We start from the raw sequence: 24,684 nt of genomic DNA, 5'->3' as shown, positions 1-24,684 counted from the left end.
ACTGAAACTTTCCGCTGTGAGAAAAGTGCCTGAAACAATGATGTTTCAGGCACTCGGGAGTTTTGGAACCTTAGGTCCAAAACTAAGTCATGGAACTTCTATGAAGTTCGCTGACGTCCGTACTCACCTAAGGAAAGTTTCTAAGATGCTTTTTCTATTATTTCAAAGCTTTTAACAAATATCCATAACCTTCTCGCTCCATTTCCTCTTTTGGAATAAAGCGCAGAGAGGCCGAATTGATACAATAACGAAGACCTCCTTGGTCTTTGGGTCCATCGGTGAAGACATGACCGAGATGGGCATTGCCTGAGCGGGAACGAACTTCGATCCGCTCCATCCCGTGGCTATGATCCTGGTAATAGTGGACGACATCTTTGGCAATGGGACGGGAGAAACTTGGCCATCCACATCCAGACGCAAACTTATCCTTGGCAAAGAAGAGAGGCTCCCCAGTCGTAATATCCACATAGATGCCCTCTTCGAAGGTCTGATCATAGGCATTGTGGAACGGGCGTTCCGTCGCACTCTCCTGAGTGACTTGGTACTGTTCTGCCGTCAATTTCGCCTTTAAGGTTTCTTGATCTGGCTTCTGATAGGCTGCTGGATCAATCAAGGGTTGCTCAGCATCCGTCACATCAATATGGCAATAACCTCCAGGATTCTTCTTGAGGTAGTCTTGGTGGTAGTCCTCAGCTAGGATGTAGTGGCGCAAAGGTTCTAGCTCAACCGCTATTTTGCGGCCCAGTTGCTTCTCTTCTTCCGCAAACACTTGGGCGATCACTTCACGATCTGCCTCGTCTGTATAATAGACACCGGTCCGATATTGGCGGCCTCGATCATTTCCCTGCTTGTTAATGGACAAGGGATCGATCACCCGGAAATAGTAGAGCAGAATCGCTCGTAGGGTGATTTTATCTGGATCGTAAATGACCTGAACGGTCTCTGCGTGATCCGTTTCCTTGATCAGTTGGTAGTTGGTCGTTTCTACCTGGCCATTGGCATAGCCCACCGTCGTCTCTTCTACACCGGGGATTCGTGAAAAATATTCCTCTAAGCCCCAAAAACAGCCACCTGCTAGATAAATCTCTGCCATCTTTTCCCTCGCTTCCTGCATTCCCCACAAGGAACGCTTGACATCTATTAGCTCCATCATAATCCAAGAGCCTCAGATTTTCAAGGATTCTGCATCAAAAATCCCTTCTACTATATGTAAAAGGGATTCAATCCTTCTTATTTTTCAAATAAGAAAAAGAGCGAGTAATAAAAATTCCAAAACGATAGGGTTAACTGATGTAGAAAATCATGAAGGACTACCATGACCAACACATCCTCTGAATATCTGTGGACAAACTCAAGGCACATCAACTACAAAACCACCGTCGGTCCATAGACCTGTAAGTGAGGCTTCACAACCTCGAAATGCCAGTGATCATAAGCTCGCCAAGCTTGAAAGGCCTCTTCGTTCAAAGCTAGCCCACCCAGGCCAATCAATAGACTGGCGGTCTGATAAAACTTTTCTAACTCAATCAACAGACGATTGTCTACCCGCCTAGCCTTTCGTAAACCTTTCAACATCTGATCTAGATTTTCTCGAAATCGAAGGGCATCTAAACTGGGGGTGAATCCCTTAGAAAAGGCTGTTTGAAGAAGAATGATCGTCGTTCTTGCTTCTTGAATCACATCCCTTTCTTCCATATAAATCACCTTCCTTTTCACCTCCATTGTACACCTTTTTCTCTCTATAAAAATGGAAAATTCCTAAAACTAGGAACAGAATGAGGTTGGGTCAAAAGTCCTAGCCTCTCAATTATTTTTGGATTGTCGAGCAAGACGCAGTGGTTGAGTGGGCTCTACTACGCTGATTTCATCAGCTTTTACAGCCCTACTCAACTGTGCGGAGGTGGGACGACGAAATTGAATTCTAACGAATTACCGATTTCTGTCCCACTCTCATAAAAAACTTCCCCAAGTTTCCACTTGAGGAAGTTTTTTTTTCGAAAGATTAGTCAATGTAGTGCAATTTCCCACGGAAGTCTTCTAGACTTTGGTAGCCTTTTTCTTCCATGATGGCTTTGAGCTCCGCAGTGATGCGGTCAAAAGCTCCTACTCCTTCTTTATGCAGCGTCGTTCCGATTTGCACCATACTAGCCCCACAAAGGATATGTTCAAAGGCATCTCGACCAGTCAAGACACCCCCTGTCCCCACAATCTGAATTTCTGGGTTCAGACGTTGGTAAAAGGCATGGACATTGGCGAGAGCCGTTGGCTTGATGTATTCTCCACCAATCCCACCAAATCCGTTCTTCGGACGGATCACCACGGATTCATCCTCGATGTAGAGGCCATTTCCGATCGAATTGACGCAATTGACAAACTTGAGCGGGTATTTGTTAAAGATCGCTGCTGCTTGATCAAAATGAACGATATCAAAATAAGGTGGCAACTTGATCCCTAGAGGTTTGGTGAAATAGGCAAAGACCTCAGACAAGATCCGATCTGTCGTATCAAAATCATAGGCGATCTGAGGTTTCCCAGGGACATTGGGACAAGATAGGTTCAACTCTGTCAAGCCTTTAAAGTCGCTGTCTTGCACCTTTTTCAAGATGGTATGAGTTTCTTCAGGAGACATGCCGACGAGAGATAAGAAGAAGGTCCGGTCAGGATCCGTTTCTTGCAACTCCAACAAGTAATTCAAATAATAGTCCAACCCTTGGTTAGGTAGCCCCATCGAATTGATCGAACCAAGCGGCACATCTTGGTAGCGTGGCTCTGGATTACCAGCACGGAATTCTAAGGTTGCTGTCTTGGTCACAAAGGTCCCCGCAGCTGAGTTCTTCACTTCTTCTAATTCCTCAGTGGTCATACAGGCTACACCTGCCGCATTCATCAAGCAGTTGTCAAATTCAAAACCAGCAATTTGCGTCTTTGTCGATACCATCTTGTACTCCTTTTTTGAAACACCACCAACAGAATTGTTCGGGATGCTCTCTATTTTCTTCTTTCATTATACCATCACTTGGAAGCTTCTGGACAATCAAAGCTAAAAATTCTTCCAAACATTCGGACTTTCCTAGTCGCGATAAAATTTTCAGAAAATTCAACTTTTTTCTTTACAAGCCAAAAAAAGTCTGCTATAATGATCCATGTAATAAAACATGACATTGTTTGTCAACTGTCTCAAAACCACTCCCCTAGCGGGTTTACTGGTTTTCGTTTCATTCACAAAGGAGAATTAACATGACAACTGCTAAAGAATATATCCAAAGCACTTTCGAAACTGTAAAAGCTCGTAACGGCCACGAAGCTGAATTCCTTCAAGCTGTTGAAGAGTTCCTCAGCACTTTGGAACCCGTTTTTGAAAAACATCCTGAATACATCGAAGAAAACATCTTGGCTCGTATTACAGAACCTGAACGCGTAATTTCTTTCCGTGTTCCTTGGGTTGACCGTGAAGGAAACATCCAAGTAAACCGTGGTTACCGTGTTCAATTCAACTCTGCTGTAGGTCCTTACAAAGGTGGTCTTCGTTTCCACCCAACTGTTAACCAAGGGATCTTGAAATTCCTCGGTTTCGAACAAATCTTCAAAAACGTCTTGACTGGTCTTCCTATCGGTGGTGGTAAAGGTGGATCTGACTTCGATCCTAAAGGAAAAACAGACGCTGAAGTGATGCGTTTCTGCCAAAGCTTCATGACTGAATTGCAAAAACATATCGGGCCTTCTCTTGATGTCCCAGCTGGTGATATCGGGGTTGGTGGACGTGAAATCGGATACCTTTACGGTCAATACAAACGCCTTCGCCAATTTGATGCTGGTGTCTTGACTGGTAAACCTCTTGGTTTCGGTGGTAGCTTGATCCGTCCAGAAGCAACTGGTTACGGTTTGGTTTACTACACTGAAGAAATGCTCAAGGCCAACGGCGACAGCTTTGCTGGTAAGAAAGTCGTGATCTCAGGTTCTGGTAACGTTGCTCAATACGCTCTTCAAAAAGCAACTGAACTTGGTGCAACTGTTATCTCTGTATCTGACTCAAACGGTTACGTGATCGACGAAAACGGTATTGACTTCGACCTTCTTACAGACGTCAAAGAAAAACGTCGTGCTCGTTTGACTGAATACGCTGCAGAAAAACCAACTGCTACTTACTACGAAGGTTCTGTATGGACTTATGCTGGTAACTATGACATTGCTCTTCCATGTGCAACTCAAAATGAAATCGATGGCGATGCTGCAAAACGTTTGGTCGCTCAAGGTGTAAAAGTTGTCTCTGAAGGAGCAAACATGCCAAGTAACATCGATGCCATCAACGTATACAAAGAAAATGGTATCCTTTACGGACCTGCTAAAGCAGCTAATGCTGGTGGGGTTGCTGTATCTGCTCTTGAAATGAGCCAAAACAGCCAACGTCTTTCATGGACACGCGAAGAAGTGGACGGACGTTTGAAAGACATCATGACCAACATCTTCAACACTGCTAAAACAACTGCAGAAACTTACGGACTTGGTAAAGATTACCTTGCAGGTGCCAACATCGCTGCCTTTGAAAATGTCGCAAACGCGATGATTGCACAAGGTCTTGTATAATCAATCGATATTTTTCTTTAAGACCTTCGGGTCAAAGCCTCTCAACTCCTGAAACCAGTATGTTTCAGGAGTTTTTTTGTAGTCTCCGATCTCTGCGAGGGCAACTGACCCTAAATCATGAGAGTCATTTTTAAAGACAAGGGGCTCGACTGTCTGTAGTGGGGAGATTTGAGCCTTCTCTTTTTCTGTATCTTTTTCTAAAAAATTTTTATTTTTTTTACTTTACCCCCTTGCATTTTTAATAAATTAGTATTAAACTATAGCAAAAGGAGGTGTGCTTATGTTTCTTTTAGCTCAAGAAAAATCAGATACGATCGAATTCCTTAAGTCTGAATTGGTCCAATTACTCTCCAATATGCGACAAGAAATCGCAGCTAGCCGTCAATCACAGACCGGCGCAGCTTGCCATCATATTGAATATTGCATGGACAAGATCCAAAGGGCAAAAAGTTCCGTAGCCATTGCCCTCCCGATCGAATCCTTAAATCTTGAAATCACGACTATGTTGCGCCAGCAACTCATCGTCTTGCCACCAGAGGCTCGAAAAAATTGGGACCAGATTAAAAAGCTGGATTTCAAATACTGCCACTTAAAATAGACCAAAAAAGAGAGTGGGACAGAAATCGATAATTCGTTAGAATTCGATTTCGTCGTCCCACCTACTCAACCACTGCGTCTTGCTCGACAATCCAAAAATAATTGAGAGGCTAGGACTTTTGTCCCAGCCTCTTTTTTGTATTACATGATCCCGTTCTTTCCTGTCGGTAGGCTAATCCCTGCTTCCATCAAGGCATCATGGTAGAGTTTATAGTAGGTATGATAGACAGTCGTCTGGGTTCCATTTTGCGCAGTCATCGCAATTCGGAAGGAATAACGACCATTTTTTTCGATCTGTGGGCCTAAAATCGTAGGACCTGTCAACACCTCTGGGTGTTTATCTTGTTCAGACTGATTAACCTGAGCAATCACCTGATAGATCTTGTCGAGATCGGTATTTGCATCTAGCGGAATATCGATCAGCACGCGCATATCACCACGTGAGAGATTGCTGACGACGGTGATGTTGCGATTCGGAACAAAGTGGAGAGTCCCATCAAAGTCCCGCACCTGGGTCGTGCGAATCCCGACACTGCTGACGATGCCGGCAATATTAATAGACCCATTCGTGAGACGAACATTGTCTCCCACGTCCAACTGGCGTTCTAAAAGGATGAAGAAACCATTGACCAAATCGGAAAGAAAGCCTTGGGCTCCCATCCCAATCGCCACCCCAGCAATCCCAGCACCAGCCAAGAGACTAGAGACTGGAAGACCTAGAATCGACAAAATCCAGTAGATCAAGATGAAATACAAACAATAGTTTAAAAGGCTCTCAACCAAACGGAGAATCGTATTTTTACGGGCTTCATCCTGCACCGTATACTTAAAGGAAGGGGTTAATATCCGCTTAACCAGGCTATGGATGACCTTTTTAGCAATAAAAAATAAAAGAAAGACAAAAATCAGAGAGATACATTTTGATATCAGATCATCAAAAATCTTCGTCCAGTCTATTTTACTGAAATAACGTTGGAAAGCTTGACTCATTTATTCGGGCCTTTCTATCAAAGAATAGTATGATTATATCAAATATTCGGAAATAAGGCTATTTTTTGAAAATTTCATTGCTTTTCCCCCCTAACTATCGTATAATATTCCTTAATTATTTTTTAAGGAGGTCCTACATGATTCATCGATTGATTACCACTTGGAATAAAACCAACCTTATGAAAAGGATCGCAATCGGGATTGTACTTGGTGTTATCCTAGCCCTTATCTTCCCGAAAGCAACTGGCATTGGACTCTTAGGTCAGTTCTTTGTTGGAGGGCTCCGTGCGATCGCACCCCTTCTGGTCTTTGCGCTTGTCGCAAACGCTCTCTCCCAACACCAAAAAGGGACAGAGACCAATATGAAAAAGGTCATCGTCCTCTATCTCCTAGGAACCTTTGCAGCTGCCTTCGTCGCTGTTTTGGTCAATTACATCTTCCCAATCACCATTACCCTGACTGGAAAGGCCGCTGAAGGATCCTCTCCAAACGGGATTGGCGAAGTGATTAGTAACCTCTTGCTCAAGATCGTCGACAACCCGGTCAACGCCTTGCAGCAAGCCAACTACATTGGGATCCTTTCTTGGGCAACTGTCTTTGGGATTGCCATGAGAGAGGCGAGTGAACATAGTAAAGACCTCCTCCAAACTCTAGCAGACATCACTTCAAAAATTGTTGAGTGGATTATCAACCTAGCTCCATTTGGGATCTTAGGCTTGGTCTTCACGACCATCGCTGGCCAAGGACTCAGTGCCCTTAGTAACTACGGGATTCTCTTACTTGTTTTGGTTGGTACCATGGCATTTGTAGCCCTGGTCATCAATCCATTGATCGTCTTTTTCATGATCCGCAAGAACCCCTATCCCCTTGTTTTTAAATGCCTCCGTGTCAGTGGGGTAACAGCCTTTTTCACTAGAAGTTCTGCAGCTAACATCCCTGTCAATATGCGTCTCTGTGAAGAGTTGGGGCTGAATCCAGATACCTATTCTGTCTCCATTCCACTTGGTTCAACTGTAAACATGGCAGGCGCAGCCGTGACGATCAATATTTTGACGCTCGCTGCTGCCAATACCTTGCACATTCAGGTTGACTTTGGAACTGCTCTCATTCTGAGTGTGGTAGCGGCTATCTCTGCTTGTGGAGCATCTGGAGTTGCGGGAGGATCTCTCCTTCTCATCCCTGTTGCTTGTAGCCTCTTTGGTATCACCAATGATTTGGCCATGCAAGTCGTCAGCGTCGGCTTTATCATCGGGGTCATCCAAGACTCTTGCGAAACAGCCCTCAACTCTTCGACAGATGTGCTCTTCACCGCCATCGCCGAAATGAGTAGCTGGCCAAAAGAAAAACGCTATTAAATGCTCCTATCTCAAATAGATAAGAAAACCCAGATCCATCAATCTGGGTTTTCTTATTTCTTAAAGTATTGTTTGCTTTCTTTGATGATGACAGGGGAGAGAGCTAAAAGAGCAATCAGGTTAGGCAAAGCCATCAGCCCATTCACAATATCCGCGATCACCCAGACCAAATCCAGCTTAAGGAAGCCTCCCAGTCCAACCATAAAAACAAAGAAGGTCCGATAGAGGTTGATATGTTTAACACCAAATAGGAATTCAAAACACCGCTCTCCGTAATAAGACCATCCAAGAATGGTCGTGGTCGCAAAAAGCACTAAACATAGGGTCAGAATGATGCCTCCGACTGGGCCAAAGACGCCTGTAAACGTATCCTGAGTCAGGGTACTAGTACTGCCCTTAGCCGTCCACTCACCTGAAACCAAGAGCGAAAGTCCTGTCAAACTACAGATGATAATGGTGTCAATAAAGGTTCCTGTCATGGAGATCAAACCTTGCTCGACAGGTTCATTAGTCTTCGCCGCAGCTGCTGCAATGGGGGCAGATCCAAGACCCGATTCATTAGAGAAAACTCCACGCGCCACCCCTTTTTGGATAGCCATTTTGACCGTTGCTCCTGCGAAACCTCCCATAGCTGCAGTCCCTGTAAAAGCACCCGAAAAGACCGATTTCAAGGCTGGAAGCAATTGATCCAGATGCAAGGCAATGATCGTGACAGTCGCAAAGATATAGGCAGCAGCCATAAAAGGAACCACTTTTTCAGAGACTTTGGAAATCCAGTGAATCCCACCAAAAATGATAGTCGAAACCACTAACGCAATCACTACACTAGCCACTTCTGGAGCTGTTCCAAAACTAGCTTGAAGGGATCCCGTAATGGAATTAACCTGGGTCATGGTTCCGATCCCAAAGAGGGCTACCAGCACTCCTGCAACTGCAAAGAAAATAGCCAGTGGTCGCCACTTCTCTCCCATCCCGTGAAGAATGTAGTACATGGGACCACCCGAGATATGACCGTTGTCATCCTTGGTCCGATAACGAATGGCTAAGAGCCCTTCTGCATACTTGGTCGCCATTCCAAAGAAGGCTGCCATCCACATCCAAAAGAGGGCACCTGGGCCACCTGTCTGAATCGCTGTAGCCACCCCTACAATATTCCCTGTTCCTACAGTAGCCGCAAGGGCTGTCGCAAGGGCTCCGAAGCTTGAGATATCCCCGTGTCCCTCATCTTCTGTAAAGATCAAGCGAAAAGCTTTTGGAAGGTAGCGTATCTGAAGCAAACCCAAACGAAGGGTCAGGTAGATCCCTGTTCCTACCAAGAGCACCAACAGCGGGGCGCCCCACACTAGATTATCGAGCTGCTGAAAAAACTGCAATACATGATCCATTTTCTGTCTCCTTTTTCATCGACCGCTCGACAGAAAAGAGAAAAAGAAAGAGCACATGTCAAACATGTACTCTGGTCCTGCTTAAAATAGGGGCTTCCCCTATCTTTCGCTCTGTCCTTTTACCTGAGAGTTTGAGTAGATATATCCTCTACCTTGCCCCTTCGGTGCCATTTCTGGTCTCTCCAGAGTTCCGTCCATTCACAGTCACTCGCGCTCCTGCAAACTTCATTCGGTCGTATGTAATTTTCTCTATTTTAATTGATTTTCAAAAGTTTGTCAATCGTTTCTGAAAATATCTTGTAAACCACCTGAAAATGTACGGTTTTTAATCACTCAAGGAGAAGTGATTGGTCATGAGGTTGCTAGCATCGAGCAAAATCTTGTCCAAGAGTTGATCTGTTGCTTCCTGGATTTGATCACTCATAGCTTGGTTTTCCGCCTCAAAATCAACGGTTTCACCTGCTGCAAGTGCACGATCGACTTTATTGATGCGCGCATGTCCCCAGGCCATTGTCGTTTCTTGGTAATCGTCCAAATCACCAACATGGTGAGCATAGTGAGGATCTGCTAGTCCTGCAATAATCCGGTTGGCCCAGTAGAAGGAATCCGTTGTTACCTTAGCTGTCGTATTGGCAAAGTAGTCTGGTGTTGTATCCACTTGGGTAAAGAAAGGAACGGCTGTATTGTAAGGCATGGAGCCATAAGAAATCCATTGGATACCTGTCGTTTCTTGTGGTTTATTGGGACGCAATTGCAGAATCGCTGTCTGGCTGGTCCGGTTGATCCCGATCGTCCGGAAGGTCCGCTGACTCACGTGATCTCCTTCAGGGCCATAAGGATCGTAGATAGTGTCTTGGTAGTGGTTGCTCAAGACATATTTGACATCTTCAATCGTCACCTTGCGATAAGGTTTTTGACACCAAGGGATCTCGAAGCTCCGTGGATCCTGCTCGATTTCAGGATTGAGGAAACGCTGGATGGCCCAAGCCCGCGGTGTATTGTAGTGACGGTCCTTGTCTTTTTGGCTACCAAAGGCATAGCGTGGATTAAAGCCTTTCCCTTCTTGATCCAGAATCAAATGGTGCTCTGTGACAAAACGTTCAAGATCCGGGTCACAAAGAAACTCATCTGGATTGCCAAATTCAAAATAATCACTTCCCAGCTGGTTCGGGTTGGTCACATAGGCATCATCAGGGACACGGCGCGCCATCCAGTGGTGACCTCCGATGGTTTCCAACCACCAGATTTCATTCACATCTGAAATCGCAATCCCATTAGACTCATAAGTTCCATACTCTTCTAAGATCTTCCCGAGACGCAAGACCCCTTCGCGGGCTGTCTTGACATAAGGCAAGACCAAGGTCAGCATGTCTTCCTCACCGATGCCACTCTCTACAAGAGGATCTGCCCCTAGCACACGGCTATTGGTCGTAATGGTCTCTGTCTCACTCATGGCTACATTATAGACATTGATCCCAGCTTCTCCCCAGATCCCGTCTTTAGGAATGGCATCTGGAACCGCTGTATAGCGAACTGGATTATCTGGTAATTCGATTTCAAAAGTTGATAAAACCGACTTGTAATGACGCGGTTGATCTTCCGGTTTGACCACGATCAATTTCTTGGGCGTAAAAACGCCATTTTGAGAATCCTCTGTTCGTGCTACAATGGTCGAACCATCATAGCTAGCATTTTTTCCGACTAGAATTGTTGTACACGAATCTGCACTTTCACGTTTACGCATGCGTATCCTCCCAAATCATTCATTGCCTCTATTATAGCACTTTTAAAAGGGAGGACCTACTGAAAATCAGATTTAAAAGCAAATCCTTTTCAACAACTTTCAAATATTTTCATTATGTAAGATTTAAAAAAACCTAGCTGATAAACAGCTAGGTTTCGATTAGCCTTTAAACGTGACAATGGTCGCGCCGCTTCCACCTGCATTTTGGGGGGCATATTCAAAACTCTTGACGTGTTTGTTGCGACGGAGGTATTTGGTCACCCCTTCACGGATAACTCCCGTTCCAATCCCGTGGATGATATCGACTTGGGCCATATTGTTGAGCAGGGCCTGATCGATAAAGCCATCTAGCTCTTGCATGGCCTCTTCATAGCGTTTCCCACGTAGGTCCAGACGCGCTCTGGGTCCACTCGTGTTCGAGCGTTTAACGACATTGACCTGGCGTTTCTTAGGTTGAGCTGCTTCTTTTTCAACCTTGATGAGGTTGAATTCTTTTTCTTCCAAGGTCATCTTGATCAAGCCGACTTGCGCCTCCCAGCGGCCATCTTTGAGTTGCTTGACCAGGGTTCCGCGTTGGCCATAGCTGATAACTAAGATTTCATCTCCCACCTTAGGAGCACGCGCCTTTTTGGCTTTTTTCAAGACCTTGTTTTTAGAAAGATCGACGGTCTCAGGAGCTAGTTTTTTCAACTGAGCCTTGGCCTCAATAATTTCATGTGGTTTCAACTGGGATTTAGCATGAAGCCCTTGAAGGATACGGTCACTCTCTGAGAGGGCCATTTCCACAATTTCCTTGGCCTCTTCTCTTGCCTTATTGAGCTCTGTTTCTCTCTCTCTGGTCAATTCGTTATATAGTTTTCGAAGAGCACGATTGAATTTGAGATTTTCTTGTTCGACCTCTTGAATGGTATCCAAGCGCTTGCGACTTTCTAAGGTCTGCGCTTCCAATTTTTCAATAATCTGATTGACATCATTATCCGTATTGGTCATCTTCATGGCATCCTGGATAATAGTCTCAGATAAGCCCAAACGGCGGGCAATTTCAAAGGCATTGGAGCGACCAGGAACTCCTTGCATGAAGCGATAGGTTGGACGCAGACTCGCTGTATCAAATTCCATACTGGCATTTTGCACTCCTGCAGTCTCAATCCCGTAGGCCTTGAGCTCTGGATAGTGGGTTGTCGCCATGGTCTTAATCCCGCGTAAGCGCAGGTCTTCTAGGATGGCAATAGCAAGGCCAGCCCCCTCTTGAGGATCGGTTCCAGCTCCCAACTCATCCAGAAGGATCAAGGAGCCGGTATCCACTTGATTCAAGATAGATACGATATTGGTCATATGACTGGAGAAGGTCGACAAGCTCTGCTCGATCGATTGTTCATCTCCAATATCTGCAAAGACCTGTGAGAAGATCCCCACACGACTACCTGGATCCGCTAGGATGGGAAGACCAGACTGGGCCATAATTTGCGCTAGTCCCAGCGTTTTTAGCATGATGGTTTTCCCCCCTGTATTGGGACCGGTAATCACGATTTCTGTCAAGTCCTCGGTAAAATGCAGGTCATTCGCGACGGCATTTTCAATCAAGGGATGACGTAGTTGCAAGAGCTGAATGGAGCGATTGCTACTAACCTCTGGTACCACTGCCTTATAATCGCGCATAAAGCGATACTTGGCTTTGATCAAGTCCAAGTGACCGATAATCCAAGCGTTATTTGCAATCTCTGCTGCATGAGGGCGCAGGGTGTCAGACAATTCCTCCAGAATCTGAATGATTTCATAGCGTTCATCGGCTCGATGGTTGGCGATTTCTTCATTAAGATTGACGACTGCCCGAGGCTCGATATAAACGGTATTCCCGCTGGCTGAGATATCGTGGACCACCCCTGCAATCCGGTTGCGATAGGTGTTTTTTACTGGTAGAACATTGCGGCCATTCCGACTAGCAATCACAGCATCCGCTAACATATCGGCCTTGCTTTTCAGCAGGTCTTGTAGAATCTCTCTGACCTGGTGTTCATTTTCTTGGATTCGGCGACGAATTTTGGCCAATTTTTCACTGGCAAAAGACTCGACAAATCCTCCTTCGTTGATAGCTTGAAGCCCACCTTGTAGGCGGGGCAGATCTACCAAGTTGTCAAAGAGGCGATGGAGCCTTTCCAGACGGACATTTTCCAAGTTGTCGTAGAAATCCTTGAGCTCATGTGTCACCCGAAGGACAGCTTTTAGCGCTAGTAATTCATCGATATTGAGGGATGCCTCCATCTCCAAACGCTTGGCGACTGGACGGACATCTTGAATGGTCGACACGGCAAAGCGAGGCTCTTCCAAGAGGATCTGCTCCATATCTTCTAGCTCCCTAAAGGCCGTTTCGATGCTTTCTTTTTTATCAGTTGGAGTAAGGGCTGCTAGCTCCATCTCCCCTTGTTCTGTCTGTAGATAGGGTTCAAAGAGTTGCTTGACCTTGTCAAACTCCAGAATATCTAAGATTTTTTTATTCATGTTTCTCCTACAAAAAAAGTGAGCGTCCTTCCTTGAATCGGACTTGTCTCACTCCTTTCTTCATTTTTGCTCCTTAAGCTCCGATAATCGCAGTCACCCACAAGTTGTGGAACAGACTGGAACTGATCGGGGTATGAAGGATGATAAAGCGGATCAATCCACTTGCATTGAGTCTATTTTGGATGGAAGCCATGGGAACCGTTGAGAGGACAGTCAAGCCCATCTGGATGACCAAGAGAGTTATCACGACGGCGATCACCCCCGCTCCAATTTGATACTTGCGATCCTCCAGTTTTTCTGGCTGGGGTACCAAGTGCATAAAGATCCCAATCACACGACCAATCAGGTAGATCATCGCAAAAATCAATACATATGCTAAACCTGCATAAAAGATGTCATCTAATTGAAATAGGTAGCGGTTGGCATAAAAATAATTCACCGATTGCTGGGTGGGACTCGAAAAAGGAACCCATAGAGACAATACCTTGGCCAGTCCCTTATAGCTGCCACCTGCAATTAAGAGGGCCACTAAGGTCACTAGAAAGTAATAAGACTGGAGGATAATCCCTCTTGCATAGCCAATATAAAAGCTCCATGCCAAAATCAATAAGATTAAGAAAGTTAACATGTATCTCCTCTTATTTGGATGATTTATCCTTTAAGTCGTCTAAAGCCTTGCGACGAAAATCATCTAATTCTTTTTCTTTGTCGTCAAACTCAATCTCGCGATTCAGTTGCATGGACAAACTGTTTACTGCCAATAAGATTGCGATGGTTTCATCATCTGCCTCTGGCATTTGTTCCTTAATTGCTTGGTATTTTTCTTTCGCAACACGTTCGACTTCTTCCATAAACAAATTATCATGGTTGGTTGTTAAAGTGAGCGCTTTGTTTCCAAATGTAAATTTATATCTATTTAAGCTCGCCATAAAAATCACCTCACGGTATTATACCAAAAAAGGCTAGCTTTGTCAGTAGCAAAGCCCCTCTTCACAGGGATTTTCCAGTGGATTCTTTCTTTCTTTTTGCTCCCTCTCTCCCTGAATTTGTGGTACAATAGTGGTTATGGAAAGTATGACACTCACTCCAACACAGGAGCAAATCCTTGATTTTGTCCATACCTATCGCAGTTCTCTCACTCAAAGCAAGAACCCTCATATGGATTATTTCTTTCGATTAGAGGGAGCGACCGTCTCGATCTACAAGTCTGGAAAGGTCCTGCTCCAGGGCAATGACCTCACTCCTTACCTGGCCTTTTTCGGGCAAGATGCTGGGAACCCTAAGCGTTCTACTTCATCTGCACGACAAGATCTAGCCATGATCGGAACCGATGAGGTCGGAAACGGCTCTTATTTTGGTGGACTCACCGTTGTCGCATCCTTTGTCACACCTGACCAGCACGACTGGCTCAAAAAGCTTGGTGTTGGTGATTCGAAGACCTTGGATGATCGAAAAATTCAGCAATTGGCTCCTCTCCTTGAGGAAAATATCCAGCACCAAGCACTCTTATTGTCTCCAAAGAAGTACAATGAAGTGATCGCTTCTGGCTACAATGCTGTTTCGGTCAAAGTAGCCCTGCACAATCAGGCCATCTACCTTCTGTTAAATAAAGGAGTCCAAGCAGAGCGAATTGTGATTGATGCCTTTACAACTGCTAAAAACTACCAAAAATACGTAAAAGCTGAAAAAAATCAGGTCACGCAAGCCATTGAGTTGGAAGAAAAAGCAGAAGGTAAGTATTTAGCTGTTGCGGTTAGCTCCATCATCGCCCGCAATCTCTTCCTTCAAAATCTGGAAGATCTGGGCAAGGAACTGGGCTTTAATCTCCCTAGTGGAGCAGGGGCTAAGTCAGATCAAGTCGCTGCTAAATTGCTCCAGACCTACGGGATGAAAGCTCTGGATTATTGTGCCAAACTCCATTTTAAAAACACAGAAAAAGCAAAAAAATTACTAGAAAGATAAGTCATGTCAAAAAGAAGTTCAAAACATACATCGAGCTCACCTGTGGTGAGATTCCTTAAAGAATGGGGCCTCTTCAGTATCATTGTTGGTCTCATCATCGCCTCTCGCATTTACCTCTGGGCTCCGGTCAAGGTTGATGGCCATTCGATGGATCCGACCCTGGCCGATAGCGAGTACCTCCTTGTGGTCAACCACCTCTCGATTGATCGTTTCGACATTGTCGTTGCCAGTGAGAAAGACGACGATGGCAAAACCAAGGACATCGTCAAGCGGGTCATCGGTCTTCCTGGAGATACCATCCAATATGATAACGATACCCTCTACATCAATGGGAAAAAGACCAATGAGCCTTATTTGAAAAACTATATCGCTCGTTTCAAAAAAGACAAATTGCAATCGACCTATACTGGAAAAGGCTTTGAAGAAAACGGAGAACTCTTCCGCCAATTGGCCAATACAGCTCAAGCCTTTACAGTGGACAAGGATGGCAATCCTAAATTTACTTTGAAGTTGCTTGACGATGAATATCTCTTACTTGGAGATGACCGGATCGTTTCAAAAGATAGCCGTCAGGTCGGAGCTTTCAAGAAAGAACAAATCAAAGGGCAAGCCGTCTTTAGACTATGGCCGATCTACCCTTTCAAAACTTATTAGTATAGATTAACAGACTGAGGCTGAGACAAGTATGTCCCAGCCTCGCTTTATAAAAAGGAAAGAAATGATGGAATATTATTTTTCTGGTACTATTGAGCGCATTATTTTTGAAAATCCCAGCAGTTTTTTTCGAATCCTCTTGCTCGATATCAGCGATACCGATGCCGAAGACTTTGATGATTTTGAGATTATTGTGACGGGTACTATGGCAGATATCATGGAAGGCGAAGACTACACCTTCTGGGGGGAGCTGGTCCATCATCCTAAATACGGAGAGCAGCTCAAAATCAGTCGCTATGAACGTGCCAAACCCTCTAGCAAGGGCTTGGTGAAATATTTTTCCAGCGATCACTTCAAAGGAATTGGTCTCAAAACAGCCCAAAAAATCGTGGACCTCTATGGGGACGATACCATTGACAAAATTCTGGAAGCCCCTGAAAAATTAGAAGAAATCACAGGTCTCTCCAAGAAAAACCGCCTGGCTTTTGTAGAAAAACTCCGTCAGAATTACGGAACGGAGCGCATTCTCGCCCAACTAGCCAACTATGGCATTCCCAATAAATTGGCCTTTCAGATCCAAGACTTTTATAAAGAAGAAACCCTCCAGATCGTGGAGCAACAGCCCTACCGATTGGTGGAAGATATCCAAGGCATGGGCTTTAAAATCGCGGACCAACTAGCCGAAGAATTGGGGATTGCAAGTGACGCCCCTGAGCGTTTCCGAGCAGGTCTGATCCACAGCCTTTTTAGCTACTCTATCGAGACTGGAAATACCTATATCGAAGCCAAGGACCTCCTGCGCTATACCATTGACCTCCTAGAATCAGCTCGTCCAGTAGAATTGGATCCTTCCACTGTCGCCCAAGAATTAGGACGCCTCATCGAGGAAGACAAGGTCCAAAACGTGGATACCAAGATCTTTGACAACAGTCTTTTCTTTGCGGAGGAAGGGATTCGTAGTCATATCGGTCGATTATTGGAAAAAGGAAAGTCGACTTCATTTGACCCTGAGAAAATCAACCAGGCGATTGAGGAGGTTGAAAAAGATTTAGGGATTCGCTACGATGCGATTCAAAAAGAGGCGATTCACCAAGCTATCCAAAATAAGGTCTTTATCCTCACCGGGGGACCGGGGACAGGAAAGACTACCGTTATCAATGGGATGATCAGCGTCTATGCTCAACTCCACCATCTGGATCTTCGGAAGAAACAAGACCTGCCGATCCTCTTGGCTGCTCCAACGGGACGGGCAGCTAGACGCATGAATGAACTAACAGGACTTCCGAGCGCCACCATCCACCGCCATTTGGGGATGACAGGAGATGATGACACCAGCCACTTAGAGGACTATCTGGATGCAGACTTTATCATTGTGGACGAATTTTCCATGGTTGATACCTGGCTGGCTAATCAATTACTTAGCAACATTGCAACGGATACCAAACTCTTGATTGTGGGAGATGCTGACCAATTACCTTCCGTCAGCCCTGGTCAGGTCTTGGCTGATCTCTTGCAGATTCCAAGCATCCCTCAGACCAAACTGGAACATATTTTCCGACAGAGTGAGGACTCGACCATTGTCTCACTAGCAGGAGACATTCGCCAAGGCAAGCTTCCTCAAGATTTCACAGAACGAAAAGCTGACCGCTCTTATTTCGAAGCCGGAAGTGAACACATCCCTAAGATGATCGAACAAATCACTTCTGCTGCCCTTCGCAGTCAAATCCCTGCTCGAGATATCCAAGTCTTGGCACCCATGTACAAGGGCCAAGCCGGCATTGACAATATCAATACGCTCATGCAAGACCTTCTCAATCCAGCTGTCAAAGGCCAGGTCGTCTTTGACTCGCCAGACTGCCAATACCGCGATGGGGATAAGGTCATCCATCTGGTCAATGATGCGGAAAGCAATGTCTTTAATGGAGATATTGGCTACATCATCGACCTTCTCCCAGGAAAATATACGGAATCCAAGCAAGATGAATTGACCATCCAATTTGATGGCAATGAAATCGTCTACCCGCGCAATGATTGGTACAAAATTCGCTTAGCCTATGCGATGAGTATTCACAAATCGCAAGGAAGCGAATTTCCGGTAGTGATTTTACCCATTACCAATCAAAGCCACCGGATGTTGCAGCGCAATTTGATCTATACCGCCATCACGCGCTCTAAGAGCAAGCTGATTCTCTTAGGAGAATACAGCGCCTTTGATTACGCTACTAAAAATACCGGTACTGCGCGCAAGACCTACTTGGTGGAGCGCTTCAAGGACCTGGATGGAGGCGAGGCAACCAAAGCCTCTTCTTCAGCCGTTGCCACCGCTTCTGCTACAGTCGAGTCTACACGAAGCAAGGAAGAAACTGTTGAAAGGAAGGCTGAGCCTGATGAACCGACTGTCTATCGACTGACTGAAGAAAATCTCCACACCATCTCTCCTATGATCGGACTGACTGAAGAAGAAATTGCGGCCTTTTTTGACATCAAAAAATACGACTAGTGAACAAACTAGTCGTTTTCTTTTTCTTCCACCAAAGGCAACTCGGTATGATCGACGAAATTGGTCATGGTGACACCCAAGAGGCGGACTCCAGTATTTGTCGACTCAATTTCTTGAAAAATTTGGCGAGCAGAACGATTGATCCGTTCAGCCTCTCGTATTGGCTCCGTCAATGTCATTCGCTTGGTCAGGGTAGTAAAGTCTCCATAGCGCACTTTTAAAACCAAGGTCTTGCCTTGCTTGCCGTGTTTTTCCAGCGATTGGGCTACCTTACTGGACAGATTGGCAATTTCTTCTAAAATATCATCCTCAGCATAAAGGAGCTTGCGGTAGGTCCGCTCTTTTCCGATCGACTTGCGGATACGATGGCTCTTGACAGGGCTATTGTGAATCCCTCGCGCCTTACGAAAGAGATCATATCCAAAGCGCCCAAATCGATCGATCAAGGTCATCTCCGGAATGGCTAAAAGATCCGCGCCAGTATAGATCCCCATCTCATGCAGCCGCTCCACTGTCTTCTTTCCTACCCCGTGAAATTTGGCAATGTCCATCTGGCTCAGGAAATCCTCGGCATCCTCCGGCAAGACCACCGTTAGGCCACGGGGTTTTTGGTAGTCACTTGCCATCTTTGCCAAAAACTTATTATAAGAGACACCTGCTGAAGCTGTGAGATGCAGCTCTTCCCAGATCGCATGCTGAATCAAGCGAGCAATCTTGACAGCTGATTTGCTCTGAATTTTATTTTCCGTCACATCTAGATAGGCTTCATCAATACTCATGGGCTCGATCACATCTGTATAGTGCTTGAAAATCTCACGAACCTGCTCACCCACTTCTCGGTATTTCTCATAATTTCCAGAGATAAAAATCGCTTGGGGACAAAGATCCAGCGCTTCTTTGGAACTCATGGCCGAATGAATGCCATATTTCCGTGCTTCATAGTTACAGGTCGAGACCACACCTCTCCCTCCTGATTGACGAGGGTCCTGGCCAATTACGACAGGCTTCCCCTTTAAACTAGGATTGTCTCTTTCTTCGACAGCAGCAAAAAATGCATCCATATCAATATGAATAATCTTGCGACTCGTATCATTCACCAATGGAAATATCAGCATTTTTCACCCTCCTTTTTTCTATTATAAGAAGAAAATTTTAGAATTGCAAAAATCGGCCCCTCCTAAAAACATGAAAATTGATGGAAATTCGTGTTCATTTTCAAAAATGTAGTACAGTATCGCAGAAGAGTTGAAACTGTATTATAAAAGAATCTGCTATTTTTCGCAATTTGTCTTTGTGTAACCGGTTTCTGTATGGTATACTACTATTGTAAGTGCAACAGATATAGTTGCTAGAAAGACAATAGAGGAAAATAAAAATGGTTGTTAAAACAGTCGTTGAAGCACAAGATATTTTTGACAAAGCCTGGGAAGGCTTCAAAGGTGAAGATTGGAAAGAAAAAGCAAGCGTTTCTCGCTTCGTTCAAGCTAACTACACACCTTATGATGGAGATGAAAGCTTCCTAGCTGGTCCAACTGAACGTTCTCTTCACATCAAGAAGATTGTTGAAGAAACAAAAGCTCATTACGAAGAAACTCGTTTCCCATACGATAACCGTCCAACATCTATCGCTGATATCGCAGCTGGATATATCGACAAAGAAAACGAAGTCATCTTCGGTATCCAAAATGATGAATTGTTCAAATTGAACTTCATGCCTCGTGGTGGTATCCGTATGGCGGAAACTACTTTGAAAGAAAATGGATACGAACCAGATCCTGCAGTTCATGAAATCTTCACAAAATACGTTACAACTGTAAACGACGGTATCTTCCGCGCTTACACTTCTAACATCCGTCGTGCTCGTCACGCTCACACTGTAACTGGTCTTCCAGACGCTTACTCTCGTGGACGTATCATCGGGGTTTATGCTCGTTTGGCTCTTTACGGTGCTGACTACTTGATGGCTGAAAAAGCAAACGACTGGAACTCTATTACTGAAATCGATGAAGAATCAATCCGTCTTCGTGAAGAAGTAAACCTTCAATACCAAGCACTTCAAGAAGTTGTTAAATTGGGTGACCTTTATGGTGTAGACGTACGTCGTCCTGCCTTCGATACAAAAGAAGCGATCCAATGGACAAACATCGCCTTCATGGCTGTCTGCCGTGTGATCAACGGTGCTGCTACTTCTCTTGGACGTGTGCCAATCGTTTTGGATATCTACGCTGAACGTGACTTGGCTCGTGGTACTTACACTGAATCAGAAATCCAAGAATTCGTTGATGATTTCGTTATGAAATTGCGTACTGTTAAATTTGCTCGTACAAAAGCTTACGACGAATTGTACTCAGGTGACCCAACCTTCATCACAACATCAATGGCTGGTATGGGTAACGACGGTCGTCACCGTGTTACTAAGATGGACTACCGTTTCTTGAACACTTTGGACAACATCGGTAACTCTCCAGAACCAAACTTGACAGTTCTTTGGACTGACAAATTGCCATACAACTTCCGTCGCTACTGTATGCACATGAGCCATAAACACTCTTCTATCCAATACGAAGGTGTAACAACAATGGCGAAAGACGGATACGGTGAAATGAGCTGTATCTCATGTTGTGTATCTCCACTTGACCCAGAAAACGAAGAACAACGCCACAACATCCAATACTTCGGTGCTCGTGTTAATGTTCTTAAAGCTCTTCTTACTGGTTTGAACGGTGGTTACGACGATGTTCATAAAGACTATAAAGTATTTGACATCGATCCAATCCGTGACGAAGTTCTTGAATTCGAATCCGTTAAAGCAAACTTCGAAAAATCTCTTGACTGGTTGACAGACACTTACGTAGATGCTTTGAACATCATCCACTACATGACTGATAAGTACAACTACGAAGCTGTTCAAATGGCCTTCTTGCCAACTCACCAACGCGCTAACATGGGATTCGGTATCTGTGGATTCGCTAACACTGTTGATACTTTGTCAGCAATCAAATACGCTACTGTTAAACCAATCCGTGACGAAGATGGCTACATCTACGATTACGAAACAATCGGTGAATACCCACGTTGGGGTGAAGATGACCCACGTTCTAACGAATTGGCAGAATGGTTGATCGAAGCTTACACTACTCGTCTTCGCAGCCACAAACTTTACAAGAACGCTGAAGCAACTGTTTCACTTCTTACCATCACTTCTAACGTTGCTTACTCTAAACAAACTGGTAACTCACCAGTCCACAAAGGGGTATACCTCAACGAAGATGGTTCTGTGAACTTGTCTAAATTGGAATTCTTCTCACCAGGTGCTAACCCATCTAACAAAGCTAAAGGTGGATGGTTGCAAAACTTGAACTCACTTGCTAGCCTTGACTTTGGTTACGCAGCTGATGGTATCTCACTCACTACTCAAGTATCACCACGTGCTCTTGGTAAAACTCGTGACGAACAAGTTGATAACTTGGTAACCATCCTTGATGGATACTTCGAAAACGGTGGACAACACTGTAACTTGAACGTTATGGACTTGAACGATGTTTACGAAAAGATCATGTCAGGTGAAGACGTTATCGTTCGTATCTCTGGATACTGTGTAAACACTAAATACCTCACTCCAGAACAAAAAACTGAATTGACACAACGTGTCTTCCACGAAGTTCTTTCAATGGATGATGCCTTGAACTAAGATTCAAATAGGTCTTAAAAACCAGTCGGAAACGGCTGGTTTTTTCATCCCCATCGCAAGAGTATTCTGAATTTTGAAAGAGTTTAAGAGCCTACTATATAGAGTTTGACAGCGCTTTCTCCAAGTGTTATAGTAGAGCTGTAAATAAGATAGAAGGGGTGATCCTATGTTTTTAACATTTATTTTCGCTATTATTTGGCTCTTTATCCTGATTGCACTGATCTTTTTAGCAACCCTTCTCGTCCAGGACAGCACCGTGCAGCACCACCACCCGAGTTAGCGAATGATAAGCCTAAACAATAGCTATTTTAAACGAATTCAGAAAGGATAAGAAACAAACTAGAATTGTCAAATTTTAGTTCTTTATTTCTTAAAACATTTATTAGAGTACATTAAGAGGCTGTAACCCTTGATTTAATAGCGTTTTTCGGTTTTTAAAGGCTCATTTAGTATCCTTAGACTTCCATTCAAACTCCACAAATCACTGAACAAAAAAATACCCCGTAGGGTATCTATTAATTAACGAGTTCAGCAGGCAAGATCTAGCACCCCTCAAAGGGTGCTTTTTTTATCTTGAAAAATGGTAGGCGTCCGCGTACCAATGGGTACTCGAAGGCCTACCACCTACTTGAATTATATCATATTTTGTACACTTTTCACATTTTAAAAGTCTTTAAAAGAATTTTAAACACAAAAGGCGCGTGCTTTGATATATCATATCAAAAAATGGTAGGCCACCGCGCACCAATGGGTGCTCGACCGCCTACCACATAGTTAAATTATAGCATATCTTGACCGTTTTTTCATGTCTATATAAATTAGACTATATCACCCCCTGCTTTATTATTCGTAAAAGAAAAGAAAAAGCACTCAGATTTCTCTATGTGCTTAATATTCATAGCCGATTGCTTTTTTTATTTTGTCAAATTCTTGCTTCACTTTCGTGTCGGATATATAGCTTTCAGCAAGTGGACCATAACCAACTCCTTGAGGGTTGGCTAAAATACTTTTTACATTATCAACATCTTCCTCAATGTAGTTATCCGAAAAGCTCAGCCATTTTAAAAATGAATCCAATAAAACCTCGACAACAAACCCTTTACGCTCTAAATCAACCAAAGCGCAACGTCCGTCTGTTAGTGTAACTAGAATGTTGTTACGACTGTCGTCTATACCTATGATTTTATTTAACTCGAACAATTTGTAACCTTCTTTCACAACAAGATAAATAGAAGAGGTAATGGTGTTTCACAGTGTAATTATATCATTTTTGATAGATTTTTGTTTCTCCAAAAAGGGAATTTTTCGTACAAAAAAGGGCGCGTCCTCTTTCTGAATGAACTATAGCCCTGTTATTTATCAGTGGGGGCTAAAATAGCCTCTAAATTACGAATTGCGCTACTTTTAACACGGCTAATAGTGCTTGCTGAACGGTCTAGCGTTCGTGCTGTTCTTTCCCTTGAATAACCATGAATATAGAAATACCTTAATACAAGTTTCTCTAGTGGATCTCCCAGCCTCTCAATCGCTTCTACTGTTTCTGTTCGCTCATCTAGTAACTGCTCAAGTTTTTGATAGATCTGATCCGATTTATCGATTATACTGACATTTAATTCTTCCGTTTTGTTCCCTCTCTTTGTCTTTATTGGATCATGGGTAAGAACTTGTCCTTTTAGAACTAATGACTTTAACGCTATCAATTCATTATTTAACGTTTCTACGTCTGTCTCATAGTTTTTCAAGCGATTTAATCGCTGTTTTGCGTTCATGTTTCATCTCCTATCTCAACCAATTCTCGTGGTTCGCTCGTGGTTCAAACCTAGACTACTAAAACACGCTATTAAATTTTGGCTATCCCAGATAACCAGAGACTATCACCTTTTCTAGCGTATTTTATAAACTTTCGATAGCGTCTATGATACTTGCTTTGTCTCATAGAATCAGTTTTTAATACCCTTTGTTTATTTCAAGTTCTAGAGCTTCTATACGTGTTTTAAGATCTTCTATCTCCATGCCCTTGTATGCCATCTCCAGAATCGTTTTACAAGCCTGTACCCTTGCGTATGGGCTTGCTTTTGTATTATCTGCTACTTCATACAAAACCTCTACAGCCCTCCCGCTCGCTTGTAATAGCATACTTGTAGAACGTTTGAGCATTTCCTGTCTTAATCGTGAGTATTCTGCAGAAAAATCTTTATTCTTCAAATACCTATAAGCGGTTTTCTTTGTTATTCCTGCTCTTTCTATCGCCTTATCCATAGTAGGCTCACTCACAAGTGCTATCAAGAACAACTCTTGTTTTGGTTTCAAGTTTGTAATATTTAACACCTCCTATCAATTCAAAATTTAGATTATTCTTCGCCTGTTACTTTTATAACGTCATTTGAGTTTATCCATTCTTTAAATTCATTCTCATTTTTAAAAACTATTGTCTTATCATGCGATCTTAAACTTTTTGGATATTCATTTTCTTTTTCGTCCCACTCTCCCAGCCATACCTCAATAGTTGTATGCTTGTTTTTATCTCGCTGTATGGTTTCCAGTCGTTTCAATCTCTTTGATAGATCCATTTTCTGCACCTCTTTTTTACAAACTAAGGCGATCACCAAAGATCTAAAGATCTAAGAGACCGCCTATTGTTTATATTCCTATTTTACGGTGTCATTTATACCCAGTTTGTAGTATTTCTTGCTATTCTTCATTTTTGGGATAAGCTCGATTTA

21 protein-coding genes and 1 riboswitch are annotated in these 24,684 nt (G+C 43.8%); of the genes, 7 read left to right on the top strand and 14 right to left on the bottom strand.

Features of this window, described 5'->3' with window-relative positions:
• Nucleotides 1-157 precede the first annotated feature (157 nt).
• From msrB to ABVF55_RS02815, 3 genes are all read right to left on the bottom strand, one after another.
• The gene (msrB, locus tag ABVF55_RS02825; RefSeq protein WP_320909729.1) at nucleotides 158-1,093 is read right to left on the bottom strand and encodes a peptide-methionine (R)-S-oxide reductase MsrB; all 936 of its coding nucleotides are present in this window, start codon (nucleotides 1,091-1,093) and stop codon (nucleotides 158-160) included.
• Nucleotides 1,094-1,365: 272 nt separating this feature from the next.
• Nucleotides 1,366-1,722, bottom strand: a complete 357-nt coding sequence (locus tag ABVF55_RS02820) for a helicase BlpT (protein ID WP_320909728.1) — start codon at nucleotides 1,720-1,722, stop codon at nucleotides 1,366-1,368.
• Nucleotides 1,723-2,002: 280 nt separating this feature from the next.
• Nucleotides 2,003-2,938, bottom strand: a complete 936-nt coding sequence (locus ABVF55_RS02815; protein ID WP_003016837.1) for a dihydroorotate oxidase — start codon at nucleotides 2,936-2,938, stop codon at nucleotides 2,003-2,005.
• Between the two features lie 299 nt (nucleotides 2,939-3,237).
• Between ABVF55_RS02815 and gdhA the strand changes: the two genes are divergently transcribed.
• Nucleotides 3,238-4,584, top strand: a complete 1,347-nt coding sequence (gdhA, locus tag ABVF55_RS02810) for an NADP-specific glutamate dehydrogenase (RefSeq protein WP_003004977.1) — start codon at nucleotides 3,238-3,240, stop codon at nucleotides 4,582-4,584.
• A gap of 280 nt (nucleotides 4,585-4,864) precedes the next feature.
• The gene (locus tag ABVF55_RS02805; protein ID WP_003016835.1) at nucleotides 4,865-5,182 is read left to right on the top strand and encodes a hypothetical protein; all 318 of its coding nucleotides are present in this window, start codon (nucleotides 4,865-4,867) and stop codon (nucleotides 5,180-5,182) included.
• A 140-nt stretch (nucleotides 5,183-5,322) separates the two neighbouring features.
• Here ABVF55_RS02805 and ABVF55_RS02800 read toward each other — a convergent pair whose 3' ends face one another.
• Entirely contained in the window at nucleotides 5,323-6,171 is an 849-nt protein-coding gene (locus ABVF55_RS02800) for a mechanosensitive ion channel family protein (RefSeq protein ID WP_003008782.1), read from the bottom strand.
• A gap of 137 nt (nucleotides 6,172-6,308) precedes the next feature.
• On the opposite strand from ABVF55_RS02800, the gene sstT reads away from it, so the two are divergent.
• Entirely contained in the window at nucleotides 6,309-7,526 is a 1,218-nt protein-coding gene (gene sstT, locus ABVF55_RS02795; protein WP_013904166.1) for a serine/threonine transporter SstT, read from the top strand.
• Between the two features lie 53 nt (nucleotides 7,527-7,579).
• Here the strand turns inward: sstT and ABVF55_RS02790 are convergent, their stop codons facing one another.
• From ABVF55_RS02790 to ABVF55_RS02770, 5 genes are all read right to left on the bottom strand, one after another.
• Nucleotides 7,580-8,911: an alanine/glycine:cation symporter family protein gene (locus ABVF55_RS02790; protein WP_320909726.1), complete on the bottom strand. Its 1,332-nt coding sequence runs from the start codon at nucleotides 8,909-8,911 to the stop codon at nucleotides 7,580-7,582.
• A gap of 101 nt (nucleotides 8,912-9,012) precedes the next feature.
• Nucleotides 9,013-9,107: riboswitch (glycine riboswitch) on the bottom strand.
• A gap of 129 nt (nucleotides 9,108-9,236) precedes the next feature.
• The gene (locus tag ABVF55_RS02785; RefSeq protein ID WP_320909725.1) at nucleotides 9,237-10,655 is read right to left on the bottom strand and encodes a C69 family dipeptidase; all 1,419 of its coding nucleotides are present in this window, start codon (nucleotides 10,653-10,655) and stop codon (nucleotides 9,237-9,239) included.
• Between the two features lie 159 nt (nucleotides 10,656-10,814).
• A complete protein-coding gene (locus ABVF55_RS02780) occupies nucleotides 10,815-13,154 on the bottom strand; it encodes an endonuclease MutS2 (RefSeq protein ID WP_445285490.1) in 2,340 nt (779 codons plus the stop codon).
• Between the two features lie 73 nt (nucleotides 13,155-13,227).
• Nucleotides 13,228-13,782: a CvpA family protein gene (locus ABVF55_RS02775; RefSeq protein ID WP_021153876.1), complete on the bottom strand. Its 555-nt coding sequence runs from the start codon at nucleotides 13,780-13,782 to the stop codon at nucleotides 13,228-13,230.
• A gap of 10 nt (nucleotides 13,783-13,792) precedes the next feature.
• A complete protein-coding gene (locus tag ABVF55_RS02770) occupies nucleotides 13,793-14,083 on the bottom strand; it encodes a hypothetical protein (protein ID WP_003005477.1) in 291 nt (96 codons plus the stop codon).
• A 136-nt stretch (nucleotides 14,084-14,219) separates the two neighbouring features.
• Here ABVF55_RS02770 and rnhC point away from each other — a divergent pair, with 136 nt between their 5' ends.
• The 3 genes from rnhC to recD2 all read left to right on the top strand — a co-directional run bounded on the left by rnhC (nucleotide 14,220) and on the right by recD2 (nucleotide 18,270).
• On the top strand, nucleotides 14,220-15,116 hold the full coding sequence (gene rnhC, locus ABVF55_RS02765; RefSeq protein ID WP_445285489.1) for a ribonuclease HIII: 897 nt from the start codon (nucleotides 14,220-14,222) through the stop codon (nucleotides 15,114-15,116).
• A 3-nt stretch (nucleotides 15,117-15,119) separates the two neighbouring features.
• The gene (lepB, locus tag ABVF55_RS02760) at nucleotides 15,120-15,770 is read left to right on the top strand and encodes a signal peptidase I (RefSeq protein ID WP_014713905.1); all 651 of its coding nucleotides are present in this window, start codon (nucleotides 15,120-15,122) and stop codon (nucleotides 15,768-15,770) included.
• A 67-nt stretch (nucleotides 15,771-15,837) separates the two neighbouring features.
• Entirely contained in the window at nucleotides 15,838-18,270 is a 2,433-nt protein-coding gene (gene recD2, locus ABVF55_RS02755; RefSeq protein WP_445285488.1) for an SF1B family DNA helicase RecD2, read from the top strand.
• Nucleotides 18,271-18,278: 8 nt separating this feature from the next.
• Here the strand turns inward: recD2 and dinB are convergent, their stop codons facing one another.
• Nucleotides 18,279-19,385, bottom strand: a complete 1,107-nt coding sequence (gene dinB, locus ABVF55_RS02750) for a DNA polymerase IV (RefSeq protein WP_320909723.1) — start codon at nucleotides 19,383-19,385, stop codon at nucleotides 18,279-18,281.
• Nucleotides 19,386-19,645: 260 nt separating this feature from the next.
• Here dinB and pflB point away from each other — a divergent pair, with 260 nt between their 5' ends.
• Complete coding sequence (gene pflB, locus ABVF55_RS02745; RefSeq protein WP_003005386.1) at nucleotides 19,646-21,961, top strand: formate C-acetyltransferase; 2,316 nt, start codon at nucleotides 19,646-19,648, stop codon at nucleotides 21,959-21,961.
• Nucleotides 21,962-22,849: 888 nt separating this feature from the next.
• On the opposite strand, the gene ABVF55_RS02740 is transcribed toward pflB, so the two are convergent.
• The 4 genes from ABVF55_RS02740 to ABVF55_RS02725 all read right to left on the bottom strand — a co-directional run bounded on the left by ABVF55_RS02740 (nucleotide 22,850) and on the right by ABVF55_RS02725 (nucleotide 24,531).
• Nucleotides 22,850-23,161, bottom strand: a complete 312-nt coding sequence (locus ABVF55_RS02740) for a hypothetical protein (RefSeq protein ID WP_445285487.1) — start codon at nucleotides 23,159-23,161, stop codon at nucleotides 22,850-22,852.
• A gap of 152 nt (nucleotides 23,162-23,313) precedes the next feature.
• Nucleotides 23,314-23,730, bottom strand: coding sequence for a DUF1492 domain-containing protein (locus tag ABVF55_RS02735; protein WP_445285486.1), 417 nt, complete (start codon nucleotides 23,728-23,730; stop codon nucleotides 23,314-23,316).
• 178 nt (nucleotides 23,731-23,908) lie between these two features.
• The gene (locus tag ABVF55_RS02730) at nucleotides 23,909-24,271 is read right to left on the bottom strand and encodes a phage replication protein (protein WP_239665215.1); all 363 of its coding nucleotides are present in this window, start codon (nucleotides 24,269-24,271) and stop codon (nucleotides 23,909-23,911) included.
• 41 nt (nucleotides 24,272-24,312) lie between these two features.
• Nucleotides 24,313-24,531, bottom strand: coding sequence for a hypothetical protein (locus ABVF55_RS02725; RefSeq protein WP_070590058.1), 219 nt, complete (start codon nucleotides 24,529-24,531; stop codon nucleotides 24,313-24,315).
• Nucleotides 24,532-24,684 lie beyond the last annotated feature (153 nt).

It is taken from the genome of Streptococcus sp. KHUD_012 (assembly GCF_052588255.1).
The sequence above is the reverse complement of the archived record's forward strand: the minus strand, read 5'-3'. Positions and strand labels throughout refer to the sequence as shown.